The organism is Mesorhizobium waimense, from assembly GCF_003601975.1.
Taxonomy (GTDB): Bacteria; Pseudomonadota; Alphaproteobacteria; order Rhizobiales; family Rhizobiaceae; genus Mesorhizobium; species Mesorhizobium waimense.
Genome location: NZ_QZWZ01000002.1, coordinates 213,134 through 234,904, shown reverse-complemented (window position 1 = coordinate 234,904; position 21,771 = coordinate 213,134). Strand labels below are relative to the sequence as shown.

Sequence of the window (21,771 nt, the reverse complement as noted above, 5' to 3'; positions counted from 1 at the left end):
GTTCGAGGAACGTGCATGAAAACCGACATCAAGGTCGAAGTGGACAGGCTGGCGGCCGATCCACGCATCACCGACTATGATTTCTGGCGCTCGCTCAAGAACGTCAACAACGAGATTTTTCATATCGCCAACAGCAACGAGCCGATCCCCTTCGACATGATCCGCTGGCGCGCCATCCTGAAGCAGGCGCGCATGAAACGCGGTCATATTTGACGCTTCTGCAGGCGCGCACTTCATTTCCTGAACATCAAGGCTGGCGCTTGAGCGCTCCCAAAGGCGAACGCGCCACCACAGGCGACGACTGGATGATCGCGGTGTTGGTCATCGCATAGGGGATGATGCGGTCGATCACCCGTTCGAGTTCGGCCACCGATCCGAGATGGGCCAGCGCAATGAAGCAGTCCTCGCCGGTCACCCGGTCACATTGCGCGATCTCGGGCAGGTCGCGGATGATGTCGGCAACGACAGCCAATTGCCCCGGCACCGGCCGGATCCGCAGCCATGCCGACAGCTTCATGCCTAGGGCAGCTGGATTGATCCTGACCGTATAGGTCTCGATGACGCCGTTCTCCTGCAGCCGCTTGATGCGCTCGGCGACGCTCGGCGCCGACAGGCCGACGGCACGCGCCAGTTCCGCCGTGCTGGTGCGTGCATCCTTTTCCAGCAGGCGCAGGATCTTCAGGTCCGCCGCGTCGAGTTCGGGATTTTCGTTTCGAAGGCGTTTCAATGAAAACTCCTTGTATCCAGAAAGATGACGATCGAGAAGGTCGATCATCACCCATATAAATCGAAAAATACGCCTGCGATACTGATCGCATGAAAGATCGAGCGCAACCTCCAGCCACGCACCCTGCCCTCGCCGGCCCTGCCTTCGGTACGATGGCGGCCTCCGTGCCGCCACATGTCTGGTTCGGCGTCAGTGCGGTGTTCCATTATCTGGGACCGGCCTTTGCCGTTCTGCTTTTCCCGCATGTCGGCGTTCTCGGCATGGCCTGGCTGCGCATCGCCACCGCCGCGCTCGTCTTTGCGCCGCTGACCCGGCCATGGTCGGTCTTCGGCCGAGCCGACCGGCCGGCACGGCTGCTGCTTCTGGCCTTGGGCGCCTGTCTGGCGGTAATGAACTGCTGCTTCTATCTTGCGCTCGACCGTTTGCCCATTTCGCTGGTGGCGGCGATCGAATTCGTCGGCACTATCGGCGTAGCACTCATCGGCCTGCGCAGCCCGCGTAACCTCGCCGCGCTTGCCGTGGCCGTCATCGGCACTTTGCTTTTGATCGACGTCAAATGGTCGGATGATCCGGTCGGGCTGTTCTGGGCCTTCCTCAACGGTGCGCTGTTCGTCTGCTACATAGTGCTCGGCCACCGCATCGCCGCTTCAGGCGCCAGCGGTGGCATCGCCGCGCTTGGCGCGGCCATGGCGATCGCCTTCCTGATGGTGCTGCCCATCGGCTTCACCGACGCGCTGCCTGCCTTTTCGTCGCCGCCACTGCTGCTGGCTGCCATCGGCGTCGGCATCTGCTCGTCGGTCATCCCCTACATCTGCGACCAGCTCGCCATGTCGCGGCTGCCGCGCGCGAGCTTTGCGCTGATGCTGTCGCTGCTGCCGGTCACTGCGACGCTGATCGGCGTCGTCGTGCTTCGCCAGATCCCCAGCCTCACCGACTGCCTCGGCATCGCGCTGGTGGTCGCCGGCGTCGCATTGCACAGACCGGCGCCGGAGTGATCCGCCCGCGACCGGCTAAGCCAGCTTCTCCTTCAGGAAAGCTACCGTCCTTCCCCAGGCCAGATCCGCCGCCTTCTTGTCGTAGCGCGCCGCCGAGGTGTCGTTGTTGAAGGCATGATTGACGCCGTCATAGACGTAGACCGTGTATTCGACATGGGCCGCATCGAGCGCCTTCTTGTAGGCATCGATCCCGGCATTAATGCGCTCGTCCAGCCCCGCATAATGCAGCAGCAGCGCCGCCTTGATCTTCGGCACATCCTCGGCTTTCGGCTGCATGCCGTAATAGGCGACCCCGGCGATGAGGTCCGGCGAATTGACAGCCAGCGTGTTCACCGTACCACCGCCCCAGCAGAAGCCGACCGCGCCGACCTTGCCGTTGCCGTCCTTGTCGCCCTTGAGGAAGGCGACCGTTGCCACGGCATTGGCTCCTGTCTGCGCCGGATCGAGCTTCGTGAACATGTCGCGCGCCTTGTCCTCGTCGCTCGGCGTGCCGCCAAGCGGCGACAAGAAATCCGGCGCCAGCGCCACGAACCCTTCCAGGGCCACGCGCCGACCCACGTCTTTGATATGCGGATTGAGCCCCCTGTTCTCATGCACCACGATGACGGCGCCGCGCTTGCCGGTCTGGTCCGCCGGCTTGACCCGATAACCCTTCATCTCGCCGCCGCTACCGGGATAGGTGATGTCCTCGCCCTTCACGCGCGGATCGTCCTCGCCAACGATCGCCGCCTGGGCGGAATTTGCTGCAAGCAACGGCACGATCGCGGCGGCCGCGGCGCCCGATCCGGCAAGCCTGGTCAACTGTTCCATGAAGCGGCGGCGGTCGAGCGTCAGGTGCGTGTATTCGTCATAGGCGTCGATCATCGCCTGGGTGATGGCAGGCCTGGCGGTTTCGGGGGCGGATTCTGTCATGGCGCGCGCCTCGCTTGGGGATGACCTTGCTGCGCAAGATAGGGTCGAGGCCGGCATGGTCCAGTCCCGGATCAGTGAGGCGGTCGTCGCAGTAAACCGCAACGTCAGTTGGGCTGCCAATGGAGCACAACCTCTGGCTGGCACTTGTCGCAGCGCTGGTATGCAGCGCCGGTTCCTGGGCGACGATCAGGCTTTTCCTGCGCGCTCACTGGTGCAGGACGGCGAATTCGTCGCCCGTCTCGGCGGTGACGAATTTGCCGCCATCAAGCGCATGAAAGGACAGGCGGACCTCCTGGATTTCGTGTCGCGGTTGGAAGCAGCCCTTTTTGCACCGATCCAGATCGATAATTTCGAAGCCGCCACCGGCGCCAGCCTCGGTGTGGCGATCTATCCCACCGACGCGCACAACCGCGAAACCCTCGTCAACAACGCCGATCTGGCGATGTACCGCGCCAAGGCGAATGTGACGCAGACCGTCTGTTTCTACGAGCAGGCCATGGATGAGGCCGTCCGCGCCAACCGCGCGCTGGCCAACGACCTGCGCGATGCGGTGGAGAACTGCACTACCAGGTGCAGACTTCGGTCTCGACCGGCGACATCCGCGGCTATGAGGCGCTGCTGCGCTGGAAGCATCCGACGCGCGGCAACATCCCCCCGATCGAGTTCATCCCGCTGGCCGAGGAAAACGGTCTGATCCTGCCGCTCGGCGAATGGGTGCTGCGCACCGCCTGCGCCAAGGCCGCCTCGTGGGAGCATCCCTACAAGGTCGCCGTCAACCTCTCTCCGGTGCAGTTCGCCCATGCGGACCTGCCGAAGCTCGTCCACGAGATCCTGCTCGAGACCGGCCTGCGCCCGAACCGGCTCGAACTGGAAATCACCGAATCCACCATCATTGCCGACAAGAACCGCACCTTGACCATCTTGCGGCGCATCAAGGCGCTGGGCGTCACCATCGCCATCGACGATTTCGGCACCGGCTATTCGTCGCTGGAAACGCTGCGGGCCTTCCCGTTCGACAAGATCAAGCTCAGGCCAAGGCCATCATCCGCGCCGTGCTGGCCCTTGACCAGAGCCTTCACATCCCGGTGCTGGCCGAAGGCGTCGAAACGCACAGCCAGCTGTCGATCCTGCGCGCCGAAGGCTGCAACGAGGCGCAGGGCTTCCTGCTCGGTGGGCCCGCGCCCTTCGCCGAGATACATGCACGGGCGCAACGCGACGACGTAGCTGTGGCGATCGGGATGTCGCCAGCACTGCCTGCCCAGGCCGTCGCCTAGTTCGATAGGTGTGTTGAGATTCAGGTCAGGCCGTGCCGAGAATGGTGGGGTCCGAGAACCGGAGCGGAGCGTACTAAAGTAGGTGAGCACCGTAAGCACAGGAACCCGCCGTTCGCAGGCCGGCATCACCTGAACATCAGCACACCTATTTCGGGAGTGTATAGGCCATCACATAGTCGCCCGGCTTGGTGCCAACCGAGCCGTGCCCGCCGGCAACGATGACCACGAATTGGCGCCCGTCGGCGACCGTATAGGTCATCGGCGTCGACTGGCCGCCGGCCGGCAGCCTGGCTTTCCAGAGTTGCCTGCCTGATGTCAGATCATAGGCGCGCAGATAGTCGTCGACCGCCGCTCCAAGGAAGGCGACGCCGCCGGCGGTGATCATCGGCCCGCCGATGCCCGGTACGCCGACCTTGAACGGAAGCGGCAGCGGCGTCATGTCGTAGACGGTGCCGTTGCGGTGCTTGTAGACGATCTTGCCGGTCCTGAGATCGGCGCCCGCTACATAACCCCAGGGCGGCGCCTGGCAGGGAATGCCGAGCGGCGACAGGAACGGTCCCATCACCACCGCATAGGGCGCGCCTTCGTTGCGGTTGAGCCCCTGCTCGCTGCCACGCCCTTCGTCCGGCGGCGGCACCTGGTCGCGCGGAATGAGCTGCGATTTGAACGCCAGATAGGTCGGCATGCCGAACATAACCTGCCTGACCGGATCGACTGCGATGCCGCCCCAGTTGAAGGTGCCGAAATTGCCGGGGTAGATCAGCGAGCCCTGCACGGAAGGCGGCGTATAGCGGCCTTCATAGCGCAAGCCTTGCAATTCGATGCGGCAGGCCAGCTGGTCGAACATGGTGATGCCCCACATGTCGGCACCGGTCAGCGGCTTCGGGTTGAAGGAGAGATCCGACTCCGGCTGTGTCGGCGAGGCATGGTCGCCCTCGATGGCACCGCCCGGCGCCGGCACTTCCTTGACCGGAACGATCGGCTCGCCGCTGCGCCGGTCGAGCACATAGAGGTCGCCCTGCTTGGTCGGCCCGACCAGCGCCGGCACGACGCCGCCAGCGGTGGTGATGTCGACGAGCGTCGGTTGCGCCGGCACGTCCATGTCCCACAGATCGTGATGCACAGTCTGTCTCACCCAGCGCAAATGCCCGGTGTTGAGGTCGAGCGCGGTGATCGAGGAGGAGAATTTCTCGACATTGGCGCTGCGGCCCATGCCGAGCTGGTCCGGCGTCTGGTTGCCGAGCGGCACATAGAGCAGGCCGAGCTTCTCATCGGCGCTCGGCGTCGACCACATGTTGGGCGAGTTGTTGGTGTAGGTCTGGCCTGCAGGCAGCGGCGTCGTCTGGTCCGGATTGCCGGAATCCCAGTTCCACAGCAGCGCGCCGCTGTCGACGTCGAAGGCGCGGATGACGCCGGACGGCTCCTCCGTCGAATAGTTGTCGTTGACCGCGCCGCCGACGATGATCTTGCTGCCCGATATCAGCGGCGCCGAGGTCGAGTAGTAATAGCCCGATTTGGGGTAGGGCATCCCGGTCAGCAGGTTCAGCGTGCCGCCTTCGGCGAAGGACGGGCAGACCTGGCCACTCGCGGCGTCGAGCGCGATCAGTCGCGCATCGGAAGTCGGCAGGTAGACGCGGGTTGCACAGGGCTGGCCGACGGCGATCTTGGCGTCGACATAGTAGGACACGCCGCGGCAGGTCTGGTGCTGGCGGTCTTTGTCCAGCTTGACCTTGGGGTCGAAGCGCCATTTCTCCTTGCCGGTCGCGGCATCGATGGCGATGGCGAAATTGTGCGGCGTGCAGATATAGAGCGCATCGCCGATTTTCAGCGGTGTCACCTGATAGGTCGTCTCGCCGATGTCGTCGGGACCCTTCAAGTCGCCGGTGCGGTAGGTCCAGGCCGGCTGCAGCGAAGCGACATTGTCCGGAGTGATCTGGTCGAGCGGCGAGTACCGCTGGCCATATTGCGTGCGGCCGTAAAAGTGCCATTCGCCTGCGGGCACATCGCCGCCGAGGTCGGCCGTCGGCGTCACCTTGTCGGTGCTGAGTTGACCCGCGGTGTCCTTGGGATCGGCGGTCATCGAATAGCCAGCCACCGCAAGCGAGGCCAGCACCGCCAGGATGAGCGGCGCCCGCCCGTCGGGGCCGGTGAGCCCCCGCCTCGCCCAGGGCGTCAGCAGCCATATCGCCAGAAGCACGATGATGCCGCCGCGCGGCCCGAGTTCCCACCAGTCGAAGCCGATCTCCCAGACCGCCCAGCACAGCGTGCCGATGACGATCGCCGCGTAGAGCCAAAGCGCGATGGATTTGCGCCTGTAAAGCAGCCAGGCGGTGATCAGGAAGCCGAGACCGGTGATGACGTAGTACCAACTGCCGCCGAGCGACGCCAACCAGATGCCGCCGCCGCCAAGTACCAGACCGATGAGAGCAAGGACCATGGCGGTTAGGACGGTTGCCACAACGACACTCCTTCAAGCGCAGCAGGCGAGCGGCCGAAAACCGCCGTCACGAAATGGAAACGCAGCCCGCTTTCCATTCTGTTTCATCTCGCCGCCGCAGTTTTCCGCCCGCTCGCGCGAGGTGTCAAATTAGCAGGACAACATCTTTTGATACCGCGGGCATCGTTCTGGCATGTGCTTCGGTCCTGTTGCTGCTCACGTCGAAATGAACGGGATGCCGGTTGCCATTCTTCTGCCCGTTATCGGGCAATGCTATGCTTTGCCTATGAAAGCCGATGCCGCCTCGTTGCTCGAACGGGCCCGCCACGCCTATGGACAGCGGGCATGGGCGGATGCATTCGAGCTACTGCGGGCAACCGACGCGATCACGCCTCTCGGCGCGGAAGACCTTGAACGGCTGCTCTGGACGGCCGGCATGCTGGACCGCGATCAGGACATCTTCGCTGCCGGCGAGCGGCTCTTCAACATGCATATCGAAGCCGGCCGTGACGACCAGGCGGCGTATTGGGCATTCTTCCGTGGCTTCCGGCTTCTGACGTTGGGCGAGGAAGGCCACGCAACTGCCATTATCCAGCAGGCGCAGCGCCTGGCGGATGGCGTTGGCCGCGAGTGCGCGGCGCATGGCTATTTGATGTTGCTGTCGGCGCAAAAGGAACTCATGACCGGCAACGATCCAGCGTCGGAGGCGCTGGCAAGACAGGCGCTGGCGATCGGCGAACGCTGCAGCGACATGGATCTGATCGCCTTCGCCAGATGCTATCTCGGCCGCGCGCTGGTGCGGCAAGGCCGGGTCGAGGAAGGCATCGCCTCGCTCGACGAAGCCATGCTGCCGGCTGCTGACGGCAAGCTGTCACCCATTGTCACCGGCCTCGTCTACTGCAACCTGATCGCCGCATGCCGGCAGGTCTACGCATTCGATCGTTCGCGCGAATGGACCGAAGCGCTGTCGAACTGGTGCGGAGCTCAGCCGCAGCTGGTTCAGTTCAACGGCGTCTGTCTGCTGCACCGTGCCGAGATCATGGAGTTGAACGGCGCCTGGCAGGATTCGATTGTCGAGGCACGGCGTGCCACGCGCTCGCTTGCCCATTCCAGCGGCAACGAGGCGGCGGCTGGAGCGGCCTACCAGGAGGCCGAAATCCATCGCCTGCGCGGCGAGTTCGCCGCCGCCGAGGACCTCTACCGCACCGCCAGCCGGCTCGGGCTCGAGCCGCAACCCGGCATGGCGCTGCTGCGCCTCATGCAGGGTCGGGCCGAGCAGGCAGCGGCAACCATTCGCCGTGTGCTGGCCACGACCAAGGCTCCGCTCGGCCGTGCCCGTCTGCTGCCGGCGCTGGTCGAGATCACGATGGCCGCGGGCGCTGTCGATGAAGCGCGCGAAGCCTGCGAAGAGCTGGAGACGATCGCCATCCGCTTCGCCACCGACATCCTGGCCGCGATGGCCTCGCAAGCGAGGGGCCAGATCGAGTTTGCTGGAGGTGACGCCGCGGCCGCGCTTGGCCACTTTCGCACCGCGCTGACGACGTGGCAGCGGGCCGGCGCTCCCTATCTTGAGGCGCGTCTGCGCGTGCTGGCCGGCCAGGCCTGTCGCATGCTTGGCGATGAGGACGGATCTGAGCTGGAATTCGAGGCCGCCAGGTCGATTTTCACAGCACTCGGCGCCGCGCCCGACCTCGCCCGCGTCGATCAATTGATCCGGCCGACAACTTCACCTTCGCATGGCCTGACGCGGCGCGAGATCGAAGTCCTCGGCCTTGTCGCCACCGGCAAGACAAACAGGCTGATCGCCACAGACCTCGGCCTCAGCGAAAAGACTGTCGACCGGCATCTCAGCAACATCTTCGACAAGCTGGCGGTCAACTCACGCGCCGCCGCGACAGCCTATGCCTTCCAGAACGGTCTACTCTGACATCCGAAAGATCGCGTGCCCGACGATCCGAGATCGCGTTTACGACGATCCGAGAGATCGCGTGGGGCATGGGGGAAAATCCCCATGCCGCTTCTTTTCCGTCGTGGGGTGTCTCCCCGAAGCGCCGCCGCGCCGGATCGCTATTTTCGCTCCATGGCTGACGAAAACCGCATGGAGCGATCATGAACCAGATTTCGACACCTCGTCCGACCTCAAGCCCCGCACTGAAACCGCAGGGCCGCCACGTCGGCATCACCGAGACCAGGGTGCGCGCCGGCGCGTTGCTGGAACAAGGCGCGGCGTTCATGCAGTTGGAGGCCGGTACGCTGCAGGCAGCAGGCAGCCAGGCGCCGTCAGACGACGAAAGGGATCCCGCGCTCAGGGAAGTGCATGTCGACGTCGTCGTCATCGGCGCCGGCCAGAACGGCCTGTCCGTCGGCTACCATCTCGCCCGCAAGGGCGTGAAGTTCGTCATCCTGGAGGCCCACGAACGTGTCGGCGACATCTGGCGTTCGCGCTGGGATTCGCTGCGCCTGTTCACGCCGGCACGCTTTGACGGGCTGGCCGGCATGCCCTTCCCCGCCGCCCGCTATTCCTTCCCGACCAAAGACGACATGGCCGACTATCTGGAAGACTATGCGAAGAAGTTTTCCTTACCGGTACGCACTGGCGTAAAGGTCGACGAGGTGACCCGTTCCGGCGACCGCTACATCGTCACTACCGGCCAGACCCGGTACGTCGCCGGGCATGTCGTGGCCGCGGCCTCGAGCTACCAGAAGCCGAAGATCCCGGATTTCGCGGCGTCGCTCGATCCGTCGATCCGACAATTTCACTCGGGCGTCTACAAGAACCCTGGGCAGCTCAATCCGGGCAGCGTGCTGCTGGTTGGTGCCAGCAATTCCGGTGCGGAAATCGCCATGGATCTGGCGAGCACGCACCAGGTCTGGCTGGCCGGCCGGCATCCGGGCCACATCCCGGTAGCCTACAATGGCTATTTTGCCATGCGTCTGGTGCTGCCGGTCGTCCTCCGTATCGTTTTCCACCGCTTGCTCACGGTCGACACACCGATGGGCCGCAAGGCCAAGTCGCAGCAGCTTTCGCATGGCCTGCCGCTGATCCGGGTCAAGACGCAGGATCTGGACGCTGCAGGCGTCCGCCGGGTCTCCCGCGTTGTTGGCGCCCGTGACGGCAAGCCGATGCTCGACGATGGCCGGCTTCTCGACGTTTCGAACGTCATCTGGTGCACCGGTTTCCGGGCCGGGCTGGATTGGATCAAGCTGCCGATCTTCGACGACACCGGCCGGGTGAAGCAGTATCGCGGCGCCGTGGAGGGCGAACCCGGCCTCTATGTCTGCGGCCTGCATTTCCAGCACTCGACCTCCTCCACAATGATCCATGGCGCGGCTCGCGATGCCGGCTATGTGGCGGACAAGATCGGCGAGCGGATGCGGGCTGCCGCCGGGTAAGGGCTGGCGGACGGGCTTTTGCACGCAATGTCGGGCGCCGGGGCGACAATGATCGCACGGCGACCGAAAATAGCGCTGACAAACCAGAACAAAACGGAGACACTTCTGGCCTTTCGCTGCCGAATCACTACATTCGGGGCAATGTCCGGCTTTTCGGAAGACATGCCCTTTTTTGACGAACCGAATGCGCGGCCCGCGGCCCCGTCCGGCATCGCTGCGCGCGCCATGGCCGCCCGCAGCGGTCAGAACAACGCGCCCGACTATCTGAAGGGGTTGAACCCCGAGCAGCGGCTAGCGGTGGAAACCACCGAAGGGCCGGTTCTGGTTCTGGCCGGCGCCGGCACCGGCAAGACGCGGGTGCTCACCACCCGCATCGCCCACATCCTCGCCACCGGCAAGGCCTTCCCCTCTCAGATCCTCGCCGTCACCTTCACCAACAAGGCCGCGCGCGAGATGAAGCAGCGCATCGGCATCCTGATCGGCGAAGGCAATGTCGAAGGCATGCCGTGGCTCGGCACCTTCCACTCGATCGGCGTCAAGCTCCTGCGTCGCCATGCCGAGCTCGCCGGGCTCAAATCCGATTTCACCATCCTCGACACCGACGATGTCGTGCGCCTGATCAAGCAGATCATCCAGGCCGAAGGGCTGGACGACAAGCGCTGGCCGGCCAAGCAGTTCGCCCAGATGATCGACGGTTGGAAGAACAAGGGCCTCGGCCCCGCCGACATCCCTGAGGGCGACGCCCGCAGCTTCGCCAACGGCAAGGGCCGCGAACTCTACAAGGCCTATCAGGATCGGCTGCAGACGCTGAACGCCTGCGATTTCGGCGATCTGCTGTGCCACCCGATCCGCATCTTCCGCGCCTATCCGGACGTGCTGAAGGAATATCACAAGCGCTTCAAATACATCCTCGTCGACGAGTACCAGGACACCAACACCGCGCAATACATGTGGCTGCGGCTCTTGGCGCAGCGGCCGGAAGGTGTGGGCAAAAGCGCGAACGCCGGCGGCAGGCCGATCTCCCCCCATGTGGGGGAGATTGGGCGCTCTTCGGCCGAAGCCCGCGCCACCGTCAATATTTGCTGCGTCGGCGACGACGACCAGTCGATCTATGGCTGGCGCGGCGCCGAGGTCGACAACATCCTGCGCTTCGACAAGGATTTTCCGGGCGCCACCATTATCCGGCTGGAGCGCAACTATCGCTCGACCGCGCACATACTGGGTGCCGCCTCGCATCTCATCGCCCACAATGAGGGCCGCTTCGGCAAGACGCTGTTCACCGACCGCGACGAGCCCGAGGACGACAAGGTGCATGTCCATGCCGCCTGGGATTCCGAGGAGGAGGCGCGCGCCGTTGGCGAGACCATCGAGGCCTACCAGCGCCCCGATAAGCAAGGGAATCGGCATAATCTCAACGACATGGCCATCCTTGTCCGCGCCTCCTTCCAGATGCGCGAATTCGAGGACCGCTTCGTCACGCTCGGCCTCAACTACCGCGTCATCGGCGGCCCGCGCTTCTACGAACGGCTGGAAATCCGCGACGCCATGGCCTTCTTCCGCGTCGTCGCGCAAGGCGCCGACGACCTCGCCTTCGAGCGCATCGTCAATGTGCCGAAGCGCGGCCTCGGCGAAGCCACCATCCGCCAAATCCACGACACGGCGCGCGCGCTTCGCATTCCGATGCTGGAGGCCGCCGCCAAGCTTGCCGAAAGCGACGAACTGAAGCCGAAGCCGCGCGCGGCTTTGCGTGAAGTCGCCGCCAATTTCGAGCGCTGGCAGAAAGCGCTGGAAACCACGCCGCACACCGAGCTTGCCGAGACCATCCTCGAGGAAAGCGGCTACACCGACATGTGGAAGAACGACCGCTCGGCGGAAGCGCCGGGCCGGCTGGAAAACCTCAAGGAGCTGATCCGCTCCATGGAGGAGTATGAATCGCTGCGCTCCTTCCTCGAACATGTCGCGCTGGTCATGGACGCCGAGCAGAATGCGGAGCTCGACGCCGTCAACATCATGACGCTGCATTCGGCCAAGGGCCTCGAATTCGAGACCGTATTCCTCCCCGGCTGGGAGGAAGGCCTGTTCCCGCACCAGCGTGCGCTGGACGAAGGCGGCCGCTCCGGCCTGGAGGAAGAGCGCCGGCTGGCCTATGTCGGCCTGACCCGCGCCAAGAAGAACCTGCATCTGTGGTTCGTCTCCAACCGCCGCATCCACGGTCTCTGGCAATCGACCATCCCCTCACGTTTCCTCGAAGAACTGCCGGAAGCCCATGTCGACGTTGCCGAAAGCGGCAACTCCTATGGTGGCTATGGCAATTCCTACGGCGGCGGCTCGTTCGCCTCGGGCCGAGGTGGCCGCCAGAACCCCTACGGCACCTCGCGTTTCGACACTGTCGGCGAGGAAAAGACGGGGAGTTTCTCCAACACCTATGCAACGCCGGGCTGGCAGCGCGCTCAAGCCAACCGCACCGAGGCGACGGACCGCAACTGGGGCTCGCGCTCCGGCCACCAGGTCGAGCGCATCGGCTATGGCGAGACCGACTCCGGCTATGGCGCCGGCCGCACCTCGGTCAAGGGCCGCACCATCGACGGCGAGCTGGTCGCCAAATCCGTCGCCGACACGCCATCGGCCTTCAGCGTCGGCGACCGCGTCTTCCACCAGAAATTCGGCAACGGCAACATTTCCGCCATCGAAGGCAACAAGCTGACCATCGACTTCGACAAGGCCGGCCAGAAGCGCGTGCTGGACGGGTTCGTCGCGGCGGTGTGAGCAGCCTGATTACGTGCTTTTACCGATACCGCGCCTGGTTCCATTTGTGGCCGAGCAGCGACAGGATGATGATCAGCCCGTTGAAGAACTGCACGTAGAAGCCGCTCAATCCCGCCGCGACGACACCGGTCTGGATGAAGGACACGGTGACCGCGCCGATCGCACCGCCGACCACCGTGCCGATGCCGCCCCAGGTCGGCGTCCCGCCAACGAACACCGAAGCCAGCACCGGCAAGAGATAGCCGTCGCCGGCCGTCGGCCACCAGGTGAAGTTGATCATCACCGAGAAGGTGCCGGCGATCGCCGCACCAATGCCGACGAAGACGAACACTTTCACCCGCACGCGTTTGACGTCGATGCCCATCTGCTGGGCGCTATCAGGGTTGTCGCCGACCACCCTCACCTGCGCGCCGAAGCGGTGGCGGTTGTAGAGCATCGCCGACAGCACGACGAAGCCGATGGCCCAGAAGATCTGCACCGGGATGCCAAAGACTTGGCTGGAAAAGATCGTATAGGCCCAGCTGTCGGCTAGGCCGGTCAGCGCCATCGACTTGCCCTCGTTGATGATCTGGATCAGGCCGCGCAGCAGGAAATTCATGCCGAGCGTAGCGATCAGCGACGACAGCCCGCCATAGACGACCAGCGACCCGACCAGGAAGCCGAGCAGCGTGCCGGTGACGATTGCGGCGGCAATGCCGAGGAACGGATCGTAGCCGGCCTGCACCACCAGCGCGAACACCCAGGAGGCAAATCCCATCGTTGCCGGAAACGACAGGTCGATCTCGCAGCAGGTGACGACGAAGACCAATGGCACGACCACGAACAGCGCCACCGGCAGCGTGGTGAGCACGGAACTGTAGAGGTACCAGGTGGTGAAGACGGTCGGATTGGCGATCATGAACACCGCCATCATGACGATGAACACTCCGAGCGTGCCGAGCGAGGCGCGGTTGTCGAGGACGAAACCGCGTAGCCAGTGATCGGACGGGTGTTTCCATTCCGTCCGTGCCGGTTCGCTGCGAGACAGGCCGAGAGGATTCTGCAGATCGGGTTCCATGGTCTTGCTCATCGCACTCGCTGCTCCGTTTCGCCGGCGTCATGCAGCCCCGCCAGCCCGCCTGGGTGTGCCACGTCTTCCATGAAGTTGATCAGATCTTCGGCCGACTTGACCTCGCTGCGGTCGGCGGTCAGCGCCACCTTGCCGCGATCGAGCACGACGAAACGGTCGGCGATGTCGAAGACATGATGGATGTTGTGGCCGATGAACAGGATCGAGCGGCCGCTCGCCCGCACCTGGCGCACGAAATGAAACACCTTGGCGGTCTCGGTCAGCGACAGCGCCGTCGTCGGCTCGTCGAGGATGATCAGCTCCGCCTGCTTGTAGATGGCGCGCGCGATCGCCACGCCCTGGCGCTCGCCACCCGAAAGCTGGCCGACGATCGAGTGCGGCGTGAACACTTTCGAGGTGAAGCCGATCTCGCGCATCAGCCGGCTTGCTTCCTCGATCTCCTTGTTGACCTTCAGCCAGCCCAGCCAGCTGGTCAGTTCGCGACCCATAAAGATATTGCGCACGATGGTCTGCTGCACGGCCAGCGCCCGGTCCTGGAACACCGTCTCGATGCCGGCGTCGCGTGAGCGCGCGGCACTCCATCCGGTCACCGGCTTGCCGCGGACGAGGATCTCGCCGCTGGTCGGCTTGACCACGCCCGACAGGATCTTGATCAGCGTCGACTTCCCGGCGCCGTTGTCGCCGATCAGGCCGACCACCTCGCCGCGGTCGACGCTGAGATTGACCCCGCCAAGCGCATACACCTGGCCGTAGGATTTGCTGATGTCGCGCAGTTCGATGATGCGTTCGGCCATGGCGGTCCTCGCTTCGTTTTCCGGATGCCGACAATGCTGCCGGCCGGGTTTTCCGGCCGGCAGAGTTTCAAATGGTCAGCGCAGCGCCTGCTTGGCGAGCTCGGAGACGATCTCGTAATTCTGCGGCGTGACGAAGCCGGCGCCGGTGTCGACATTCATCGGCGCCAGGCCCAGCACCACCTGCTGGCAGAGGCTTAGGATCGGCAGATAGCCTTGCAGGAACGGCTGCTGGTCGGCCGTCAATTGCACCCAGCCGCCCTTGAAGCCTTCGACGATCTGCGGGCTGGTGTCGAAGCCGAAGTTGAAGATGTCGCCGGGCTTGCGCCCCGCCGCTTGCATGTAGGTGGGAACATTGCCGAGCATCTGCCCGCCGGGATAGCCGACCGCCTTGACATCGGGGTGGTTGAGCAGTGCCGCGGTGATCACCGGGATGGCGAGATTGGGGTCGGACGCCCACTCGCCGCTCGGCGGCGACGAAAGCTGGATGACCTCGACGCCGGCTTCCTTCAGCGCCGCCACCGTGCCGCGCTCGCGCGCGCCGCGGTTCTCGTTCTCGAACGGACCGATCATGATCGCCTTGTCGCCGGCCTTGAGCCCGCCCAGCTTGAAGGCCTCGGCGCCGAGCGCACGTCCCTGCTGCTCCTGCTGCGCGCCGACATAGCCACCGCCGAACGCCGCCACCACCTTCGGCACCGGCACGTTCTGGTACATCATCTTGATGCCGTCCTTGTGCGCCTGCTCGGCCAGCGGCATGATCGAGGCGTCGCCCGGATGGCCCATCATGGCGATGCCGTTGGGCTTCACGGCGACGGCTTCGCGCAATTGCTGCACCATCTTCTCGACGTCCCACTGGGAGAAGATGTAGTCGACCTTCGGCCCGAGATCGGCCGCCGCCTGCTTGGCGCCATTATAGACGATGGTGCCGAAGGCGTCGCCCTCGGCGCCGCCGACGAAGAAGCGGATGTGGACGTCCTTGCACCATTGGGCGTCAAGCGCCTGCGCCGGCAGAGTGGAGATTGCGGCGCACAGTGCCGTGGTCGCCGCCACGACGCTCGAGCGCAGAAGTGTCGTTCTCATCGCGATGCTCATGCACGTTCCTCCCTTTTTGTCCTCGCAAGCCGAGGGGTTTTCGACGATGGCTTTGGTTTGGCGCCGCAGTTCCGGCCGGCCGGCTCCTCCCGCCGGCCAATCCTCACATCGGATTTGGCAGGTAGCTGACACCTCCCCTGCATTGCTGGAGGTATTCCAGCGCGCGGACCTGCCCGGTGATCTCCAGATCGCCGCGATAGACTGGGTCGTGCCAGCCTTCGATGTCGATGCCGCCCTTGTAGCCGGCCAGCCGCAACTCGCTGATCACCCTGGTCCAGTCGCTGTCGCCGAAGCCCGGCGTGCGCATCTGCACGAACGGCAGGCGGCCGAACACGCCATGCTCACGGATAACGTCCCAACGCACCGTCGCGTCCTTGCCATGCACGTGAAAGATGCGCGGCGCCCATTTGCGGATCTGCGGCATCGGATCGATAAGATAGACGAGCTGGTGACAGGGCTCCCATTCGAGGCCGAGATTGTCGTCCGGCAATTCGTTGAACATCAGCTCCCAGGCATCGGGATTGTGGGCGATGTTCCAGTCGCCGGCAGCCCAATTGCCGTCCATGGCGCAATTCTCGAAGGCGATGCGCACGCCCTTATCGGCGGCACGCTTGGCCAGCGGCCCCCACACCTCGCGGAAGCGCGGCAGGCTGTCCGGCAGCGGCTTGCCGCGGATGCGCCCGGTGAAGCCGCTGACCGTGGAAGTGCCGAACAAATGCGCATTGTCGATGACCGTTTCCCAGGCCTTCAGCACGCCACGATCGACTTCGCCGCTCTCCAGCGGATTGCCGAACACGCCGATCGAGGACACGGTGACGTCGGCATCGCCGATCGCCTCGCGGATCTGGCCGGCCAGCCGCGGCAGGTCCTTGCCGCCCAGCGTCTGCCAGAAGAAGGGCTGGATGCTCTCGAAGCCGAGCGGCAGGATCTCCCTGATGTAAGCCGCCGGGTCGTCGAGATTGGCCCGCACCATGGTGCCGATCCGGATGTCGAGAAGCGGGTTTGGCATCAATGTGCTTCCTGTGTGATCGCCACCCGGCGCCCGGTTTCGGCGCTTTCGATCGCGCCGAAGACCATGGCCAGGCTCTTGATGTTGTCTGAGCCGCGCGTTTCCGGCTCGGTACCGGTCTCAATGGCGTGCATGAAATCCCGAATGATGCCGAGATGGCCGTCGACGCGGTCGGCGGGGTCGAGCGGCGGCACTTCGACCGGCTCGGTCTTGTCGAACAGTCCGTCGCGGACGGGCAGCACAAGTTCCGCCATCAGCGCGTCATGGCCGTCCCAGGTGAGGCTGCCGTGCTCGGCGACGATGCGCCAGCTGCCCTCCCAGCTGGTGCGGAAACCGGCGGCGCACCAGGAGCCGGCATAGGTGAAGACCTTGCCGCCGCCGAGATCGAAGACGGCATTGGCCGACGATCCCTGCCGGTACCAGGAATTGGCCGGCTCCCATTCCTGGCAAAAGACGCTGGCCGGCTCGCCGCCGACCATGTAGCGGGCGGCGTCGAACGTGTGGATCGCCATGTCGAGCAGCAGCACATGCGCCATCTCCTCGCGAAAGCCGCCGAAATGCGGCGCGACGAAGAAATCGGCATGGATGCTGGTTGGCGCGCCGATGGCGCCGGACTCGAGAAAGCGCCTGATGCGCCTGACATTGGCGACATAGCGGCGGTTCTGCACGACGGCGTGGACACGCCCGGCGCGGCGTGCCGCCTCGACGATGGCGCGTGCATTCTCCGGGCTATCGGCCAGCGGCTTTTCTGTCAGCAGATGGCAATTGTGGGCAAAGGCGGAAAGCGCGACGTCACGCCGGGCGGCGGGCACCACGACGTCGAACACCGCGTCGGGCTTGGTCCGGTCGAGCACCGCGTCGAGGCTGGTTCCGATGACAGCGCTGGTGAGCTCGTACTCGTGCGCCCTCGCCTTCGCCCGCTTGGCATCGAGATCGACAAGGCCGACAATGGCGAGCCCGTCGATCTGCCTCACGGCATCGAGCCAGTGCTTGCTCATCGCACCGCAGCCGACGAGGACGACATTCATCATCCAGAGCTCCTCCTCCGTTCGGTCCCTCCAGACCGAAGTCACGGCATTCACGGCATGACCGTAAACGTTTTTCCGTAAACGTTTACGACAACACACCCGATAGCGTAGAATGTCAATTGGCCGCTCGCGAAAATCATTCTTGTCGCCTTGGCCTGAGCGGCGGCCGGTGCTAGCGAAGGCATGGGGAGAATTATTCTTGGCGTCCAGCATCCACGACCTTGCACGTCACCTGAACATTTCGATCGGCACCGTGTCGCGCGCGCTCAACGGCCGTGCCGACGTCAATGCCGACACGCGCCAGCGCGTGCTGGAGGCGGCGAAGAAGCTGAACTATTCGCCGAACCAGTCCGGCCGCAGCCTGCGCCGCGGCTCGACCTATTCGATCGCCTTCATGCTGCAGCCGCATCCGGGCGACCAGCAATATGGCGAGCCGTTCTTCATTCCCTTCCTGACTGGCCTGCAGGCAAGGCTCGCCGAAAGCGGCCTCGACCTCATCGTGGTGATGGGCGCGCCGGGCGACTATCAGCAGGAGCGCCTGCGCCGCGTCGTCGAGACGCGCCGCGCCGACGCGGTGGTGCTGGCCTGGACACGGCGCGAGGACGAGCGCATCGACTATCTGACCGAGGCCGGCTTCCCTTTCGCCACGCTCGGCCGCAGCCGATCCGGCGGCACGACCTATCCCTCGCTCGATCTCGATTTCGAAAAGGCCGGCGCCGATGCCGTCGACCGCCTGGTGGCGCGCGGCCACCGCCGTATCGCCGCCATCCGCCCGTCGCTTGATCTCAATTTCGGCTATCTATTCCTCGACGGCTACCGCAAGGCGCTTCGGCGACACGGCATCGAGGTCGACCCCGGGCTCATCGCCGACGGCTTCATCAACGAAGCCGGCGGCTACCAGGTGACGCCGCGTGTGTTGCTCGCAAAGGACCGGCCCACCGCCATCATCTTCAACAATGACGCCATGGCGCTCGGCGGCTGCAAGGCGATGGCCGAAATGGGCATTCGGCCCGGCCAGGACATCGCCGTGATCGTCATCGTCGACACCCCGCTCTGCCGCTATTTTTCGCCGGCGCTGACGGGTTTCCGCCCGTCGCTGGAGCCGATGGGCCAAAGACTTGCCGAAATGCTGCTGGCCTCGCTCCCCGCCTTCGCCGGCGAGGAAGGCCCACGCATCATGCGCGAAGTCTGGCCGCTGGAGCTGATCGCGCGGGAGAGCGACTAACTGGACGCCTCTTCCTTCTCCCTTGTGGGGTGAGAAGCGGTCCGCGTAGCGGACGAAAAGCCAATTGCTTGGCTTTTCGAGCTTCGAACGCCCTGAGACTGCGAAGGGCCGGGGGGGTGGCCGATCCACCTGCCGGGTCCCCGCTGCTTCGCAGCGTCCCGGCGTTCGCCGGCCTTTCATCGTGCCACCGGCACGATGAATTCGCTTCGCGAACCGGCTGCTCACCCCACAGGGGGAGAAGGCAAGTGCGCCCCGCCTGTCACGCAAGTATCATGTTCGGGTCCTAGACCGCTTGGTGGAAAGGCGCTGGCGGCATCCTCGATGCGACGCCGGCTCCGGGCTGCTTTGTCATAAGGGGATATCCATGAAACATCTCAACCGAACTGTCTCGCTCGGCGTCGCACTCGCTTTGTTCACCGCCTTGACGCCGGCGCTCGCCGATGGCGTTGCCTACGTCAACAAGGGGCTGGTCGGCGTCGGCCGTATCCCGGCCAACCTGAAGGACAAGCTCGGCGAGACCTTCGGCTCCGGCTCGGGCATGTCGATCGACGTCAAGGGCTGGACCCACGACGCGACCGGCTACAAGGGTTCGCTCTGGCTGCTGCCGGACCGCGGCTACAACGTCGTCGGCACCACCGACTACCGGCCGCGCCTCAACACCATTTCGATCGAGCTTGCTCCGGTAGAGCCGGGCGCGGCGCCTGCCGCCGGACAGGAACAGTCCGGCGTCAAGGCGACGCTCGCCGACACTATGCTTCTGACCGACGACAAGGGCGCCGACGCCACCGGCCTCGACCCGCTCAACGGCGTTCGTCCCGCCGCCGGCGACATGCCGATCCTGCCGCAGGCCGACAATGGCAAGCTGGCGCTGGACAATGAAGCGATCGTGCGCCTGTCCGACGGCTCCATGTTCATCTCCGACGAATATGGCCCGAACATCTACCGCTTCTCGGCCGACGGCCATCTGATGTCGGCGACGCAGCCGCCGGCAGCACTCGTGCCGATGCGTCACGGCACGCCGAACTTCGCCTCGGACAATCCCGGCCCAGGTGCCGCCGAGCCCGATCCGAAGGATCCCGAGACCGGCCGCCAGAACAATCAGGGCCTCGAAGGCATGGCGATGACGCCAGACGGCAAGTTCCTGATCGCCGTGCTGCAGTCGGCGCCGCGCCAGGATGGCGGCGATTCCGGTTCGACGCGCCAGAACACCAGGGCGCTGGTCTATGACGCCTCCGACCTCGCCCACCTCAAGTTGGCGCATGAATACATCGTGCCGCTGCCAGTATTCAAGGACGCCAAGGACAAGACCAAGGTGGCGGCGCAGAGCGAGATCGTCGCGCTGTCGGACAAGACCTTCCTGATGCTGACCCGCGACAGCGGCAACGGCCAGGGCCTGAAGGGCGATGAGTCGCTCTTGCGCAAGATCAATGTCGTCGATCTCTCGGCGGCGACCGACATCGCCGGCGGCCCGTTCGATGCCGCCGACAAGCCAGTGGCGCCCAAGGGCGTGCTCGACCCATCGGTGACGCCGGCCAAGCTGACGCCGTTCATCGACCTGAACGACAAGGCCGAGCTCGGCCGCTTCGGCCTGCACAATGGCAAGCCCAACGACAAGAACAACCTCTCGGAGAAGTGGGAGGCGATGTCGCTGGTCAGCGTTCTCGATCCGAAGCTGCCCAACGACTATTTCCTGTTCGTCGCCAACGACAACGACTTCATGACCCAGGACGGCTTCCAGGTCGGCGCGCCCTACAAGGCCGAGGACGGCGCCGATGTCGACACCATGTTCCTGGTTTATCAGGTCACGCTGCCGAGCCTCGCCACGAACTAGCCGCATCCTTGCAGGCGGACGCATCGAGCGCGTCCGCCTGATCAGATCGTGAAGGCACTAATGCATGTCGCGCAAAGTGCGCAGCGGTTTTGCGACAACGACATGCATAAGAACTACACCTTAAAGCGCGTCGCATGAATCCGTTTGGATGCGACGCGCTTTAAGAGCAATTCCAGGAAAAGTGTGAAGCGGTTTTCCGTCCGGAATTGCGTCAAACAAAGAGATAGAGCGGTTCGGCGTTTCCGTGAAACGATGAACCGCTCTAGTTCAACATCTCAGCGTCCCTTGGCACGCCCGCATCGATCGGCTCGGCCGTCCTGTTCGACACGGCGGTCATCTTCGCGGCGGCCGACAGGTTCGCGCGTACGAAGACCGGCGCGACGCCGTTGACGCGGCTGTAGAGGTCGATGATGTCCTGGTTCATGAAGCGCACACAGCCGGACGAAGCGTTCTTCCCAATGGAATCCCACTCCGGCGTGCCGTGCAGCCGGTACATCGTGTCCTTGCCGTCGCGGAACAGATACAGCGCGCGCGCGCCTAGCGGGCTCTGCGGGCCGGGCGGCATGCCGTCCTTGTATTTCGCCAGTTCCGGCCGGCGCTGGATCATTTCCGGCGGCGGCGTCCAGACCGGCCACTTCTTCCTCGCCTGAACCACGGCGCTGCCGGTCCATCCGAAACCGGCCTTGCCGAGGCTGACGCCATAGCGGACAGCCTCGCCGCCATCGCGCACCAGATAAAGGAAGTGCTCGGAGACATCGACGACGATCGTGCCGGGTTTTTCACCGGTCGGGTCGGATACGATCTGGCGCACGAACTTCGGATCGATCTTGGTCACCGGGATTGCCGGCAATTGATAGCCCTCGTCGACGCGCGCCGCATACATGCTTGCGACATCACCGAAAGCCGGATCGCTAGGCGCCGCCGGCACTGGCGGCGTCACAACGTCCGTCGTGGTGCACGCCACAAGAGCCACGGAGGCCGCGCCGAGAGCGGATGCACCGAGAAACGAGCGCCGGTTCAGGCGCTCAAAAAACAGCGGAATATCGGACATGGACCCCCAGCTTATCCCCACGTACAAGGATCAGTATCCCATTCCGGAAGCTTTGAGAACATGATTAGATCGAGGCACGCCAGAAGACCTTAGGCCACCTTTTCCGGCGCCCCCATCGACCTGTCCCGTTGAATCGGCAATCGTCGCGGACCGGACTAGAGATAAGCCTTC

At 64.5% G+C, this 21,771-nt stretch carries 16 protein-coding genes and 1 pseudogene; 8 read left to right on the top strand and 9 right to left on the bottom strand.

Annotation, left to right across the window (positions count from 1 at the left end; translation table 11 throughout):
- Nucleotides 1-15 precede the first annotated feature (15 nt).
- The gene (locus tag D3227_RS03655; RefSeq protein ID WP_120012610.1) at nt 16-213 is read left to right on the top strand and encodes a hypothetical protein; all 198 of its coding nucleotides are present in this window, start codon (nt 16-18) and stop codon (nt 211-213) included.
- Between the two features lie 34 nt (nt 214-247).
- Here D3227_RS03655 and D3227_RS03650 read toward each other — a convergent pair whose 3' ends face one another.
- On the bottom strand, nt 248-727 hold the full coding sequence (locus D3227_RS03650) for an Lrp/AsnC family transcriptional regulator (RefSeq protein WP_120013038.1): 480 nt from the start codon (nt 725-727) through the stop codon (nt 248-250).
- Between the two features lie 89 nt (nt 728-816).
- Here D3227_RS03650 and D3227_RS03645 point away from each other — a divergent pair, with 89 nt between their 5' ends.
- Complete coding sequence (locus tag D3227_RS03645; RefSeq protein ID WP_120012608.1) at nt 817-1,722, top strand: EamA family transporter; 906 nt, start codon at nt 817-819, stop codon at nt 1,720-1,722.
- 15 nt (nt 1,723-1,737) lie between these two features.
- Here the strand turns inward: D3227_RS03645 and D3227_RS03640 are convergent, their stop codons facing one another.
- Complete coding sequence (locus D3227_RS03640; RefSeq protein ID WP_120012606.1) at nt 1,738-2,634, bottom strand: dienelactone hydrolase family protein; 897 nt, start codon at nt 2,632-2,634, stop codon at nt 1,738-1,740.
- Nucleotides 2,635-2,845: 211 nt separating this feature from the next.
- On the opposite strand from D3227_RS03640, the pseudogene D3227_RS03635 reads away from it, so the two are divergent.
- Nucleotides 2,846-3,908 (top strand): annotated as a pseudogene (locus D3227_RS03635) (putative bifunctional diguanylate cyclase/phosphodiesterase); the annotation flags it as partial.
- 145 nt (nt 3,909-4,053) lie between these two features.
- On the opposite strand, the gene D3227_RS03630 reads toward D3227_RS03635, so the two are convergent.
- Complete coding sequence (locus D3227_RS03630) at nt 4,054-6,345, bottom strand: glucose/quinate/shikimate family membrane-bound PQQ-dependent dehydrogenase (protein ID WP_208646336.1); 2,292 nt, start codon at nt 6,343-6,345, stop codon at nt 4,054-4,056.
- 235 nt (nt 6,346-6,580) lie between these two features.
- On the opposite strand from D3227_RS03630, the gene D3227_RS03625 reads away from it, so the two are divergent.
- From D3227_RS03625 to D3227_RS03615, 3 genes are all read left to right on the top strand, one after another.
- Complete coding sequence (locus D3227_RS03625; protein ID WP_245451633.1) at nt 6,581-8,272, top strand: helix-turn-helix transcriptional regulator; 1,692 nt, start codon at nt 6,581-6,583, stop codon at nt 8,270-8,272.
- Between the two features lie 182 nt (nt 8,273-8,454).
- Nucleotides 8,455-9,738, top strand: a complete 1,284-nt coding sequence (locus tag D3227_RS03620) for a flavin-containing monooxygenase (RefSeq protein ID WP_245451632.1) — start codon at nt 8,455-8,457, stop codon at nt 9,736-9,738.
- Nucleotides 9,739-9,879: 141 nt separating this feature from the next.
- A complete protein-coding gene (locus tag D3227_RS03615; protein WP_120012600.1) occupies nt 9,880-12,504 on the top strand; it encodes an ATP-dependent helicase in 2,625 nt (874 codons plus the stop codon).
- 19 nt (nt 12,505-12,523) lie between these two features.
- On the opposite strand, the gene D3227_RS03610 is transcribed toward D3227_RS03615, so the two are convergent.
- The 5 genes from D3227_RS03610 to D3227_RS03590 all read right to left on the bottom strand — a co-directional run bounded on the left by D3227_RS03610 (nt 12,524) and on the right by D3227_RS03590 (nt 17,496).
- The gene (locus D3227_RS03610) at nt 12,524-13,573 is read right to left on the bottom strand and encodes an ABC transporter permease (RefSeq protein WP_120012598.1); all 1,050 of its coding nucleotides are present in this window, start codon (nt 13,571-13,573) and stop codon (nt 12,524-12,526) included.
- Nucleotides 13,570-14,367 (bottom strand): ATP-binding cassette domain-containing protein, encoded by a 798-nt coding sequence (locus tag D3227_RS03605; protein WP_120012596.1) that lies wholly within the window; start codon nt 14,365-14,367, stop codon nt 13,570-13,572. The genes D3227_RS03610 and D3227_RS03605 overlap by 4 nt, the downstream gene beginning before the upstream one ends.
- A 75-nt stretch (nt 14,368-14,442) precedes the next feature.
- Nucleotides 14,443-15,456: a substrate-binding domain-containing protein gene (locus tag D3227_RS03600; protein WP_120012594.1), complete on the bottom strand. Its 1,014-nt coding sequence runs from the start codon at nt 15,454-15,456 to the stop codon at nt 14,443-14,445.
- A gap of 103 nt (nt 15,457-15,559) precedes the next feature.
- Nucleotides 15,560-16,465 carry a sugar phosphate isomerase/epimerase family protein gene (locus tag D3227_RS03595; protein WP_208646334.1) on the bottom strand — a complete coding sequence of 302 codons (906 nt, stop codon included), beginning with the start codon at nt 16,463-16,465 and terminating at the stop codon, nt 15,560-15,562.
- On the bottom strand, nt 16,465-17,496 hold the full coding sequence (locus D3227_RS03590; protein WP_120012590.1) for a Gfo/Idh/MocA family protein: 1,032 nt from the start codon (nt 17,494-17,496) through the stop codon (nt 16,465-16,467). The genes D3227_RS03595 and D3227_RS03590 overlap by 1 nt, the downstream gene beginning before the upstream one ends.
- Before the next feature lie 196 nt (nt 17,497-17,692).
- On the opposite strand from D3227_RS03590, the gene D3227_RS03585 reads away from it, so the two are divergent.
- The gene (locus tag D3227_RS03585; protein ID WP_120012589.1) at nt 17,693-18,718 is read left to right on the top strand and encodes a LacI family DNA-binding transcriptional regulator; all 1,026 of its coding nucleotides are present in this window, start codon (nt 17,693-17,695) and stop codon (nt 18,716-18,718) included.
- 364 nt (nt 18,719-19,082) lie between these two features.
- Entirely contained in the window at nt 19,083-20,549 is a 1,467-nt protein-coding gene (locus tag D3227_RS03580) for an esterase-like activity of phytase family protein (RefSeq protein WP_120012588.1), read from the top strand.
- 262 nt (nt 20,550-20,811) lie between these two features.
- Here D3227_RS03580 and D3227_RS03575 read toward each other — a convergent pair whose 3' ends face one another.
- Nucleotides 20,812-21,600, bottom strand: a complete 789-nt coding sequence (locus D3227_RS03575) for a L,D-transpeptidase (RefSeq protein ID WP_120012586.1) — start codon at nt 21,598-21,600, stop codon at nt 20,812-20,814.
- Nucleotides 21,601-21,771 lie beyond the last annotated feature (171 nt).

Excerpts from the sequence above, each read along its gene's own strand:
- D3227_RS03590 (WP_120012590.1), bottom strand. The coding sequence starts at position 17,496 with ATGATGAATGTCGTCCTCGTCGGCTGCGGTGCGATGAGCAAGCACTGG.
- D3227_RS03600 (WP_120012594.1), bottom strand. The coding sequence starts at position 15,456 with ATGAGCATCGCGATGAGAACGACACTTCTGCGCTCGAGCGTCGTGGCG.
- D3227_RS03575 (WP_120012586.1), bottom strand. The coding sequence starts at position 21,600 with ATGTCCGATATTCCGCTGTTTTTTGAGCGCCTGAACCGGCGCTCGTTT.
- D3227_RS03605 (WP_120012596.1), bottom strand. The coding sequence starts at position 14,367 with ATGGCCGAACGCATCATCGAACTGCGCGACATCAGCAAATCCTACGGC.
- D3227_RS03620 (WP_245451632.1), top strand. The coding sequence starts at position 8,455 with ATGAACCAGATTTCGACACCTCGTCCGACCTCAAGCCCCGCACTGAAA.
- D3227_RS03645 (WP_120012608.1), top strand. The coding sequence starts at position 817 with ATGAAAGATCGAGCGCAACCTCCAGCCACGCACCCTGCCCTCGCCGGC.
- D3227_RS03640 (WP_120012606.1), bottom strand. The coding sequence starts at position 2,634 with ATGACAGAATCCGCCCCCGAAACCGCCAGGCCTGCCATCACCCAGGCG.
- D3227_RS03630 (WP_208646336.1), bottom strand. The coding sequence starts at position 6,345 with ATGGTCCTTGCTCTCATCGGTCTGGTACTTGGCGGCGGCGGCATCTGG.
- D3227_RS03595 (WP_208646334.1), bottom strand. The coding sequence starts at position 16,465 with ATGCCAAACCCGCTTCTCGACATCCGGATCGGCACCATGGTGCGGGCC.
- D3227_RS03625 (WP_245451633.1), top strand. The coding sequence starts at position 6,581 with ATGCCGGTTGCCATTCTTCTGCCCGTTATCGGGCAATGCTATGCTTTG.
- D3227_RS03615 (WP_120012600.1), top strand. The coding sequence starts at position 9,880 with ATGTCCGGCTTTTCGGAAGACATGCCCTTTTTTGACGAACCGAATGCG.
- D3227_RS03580 (WP_120012588.1), top strand. The coding sequence starts at position 19,083 with ATGAAACATCTCAACCGAACTGTCTCGCTCGGCGTCGCACTCGCTTTG.
- D3227_RS03610 (WP_120012598.1), bottom strand. The coding sequence starts at position 13,573 with ATGAGCAAGACCATGGAACCCGATCTGCAGAATCCTCTCGGCCTGTCT.
- D3227_RS03655 (WP_120012610.1), top strand. The coding sequence starts at position 16 with ATGAAAACCGACATCAAGGTCGAAGTGGACAGGCTGGCGGCCGATCCA.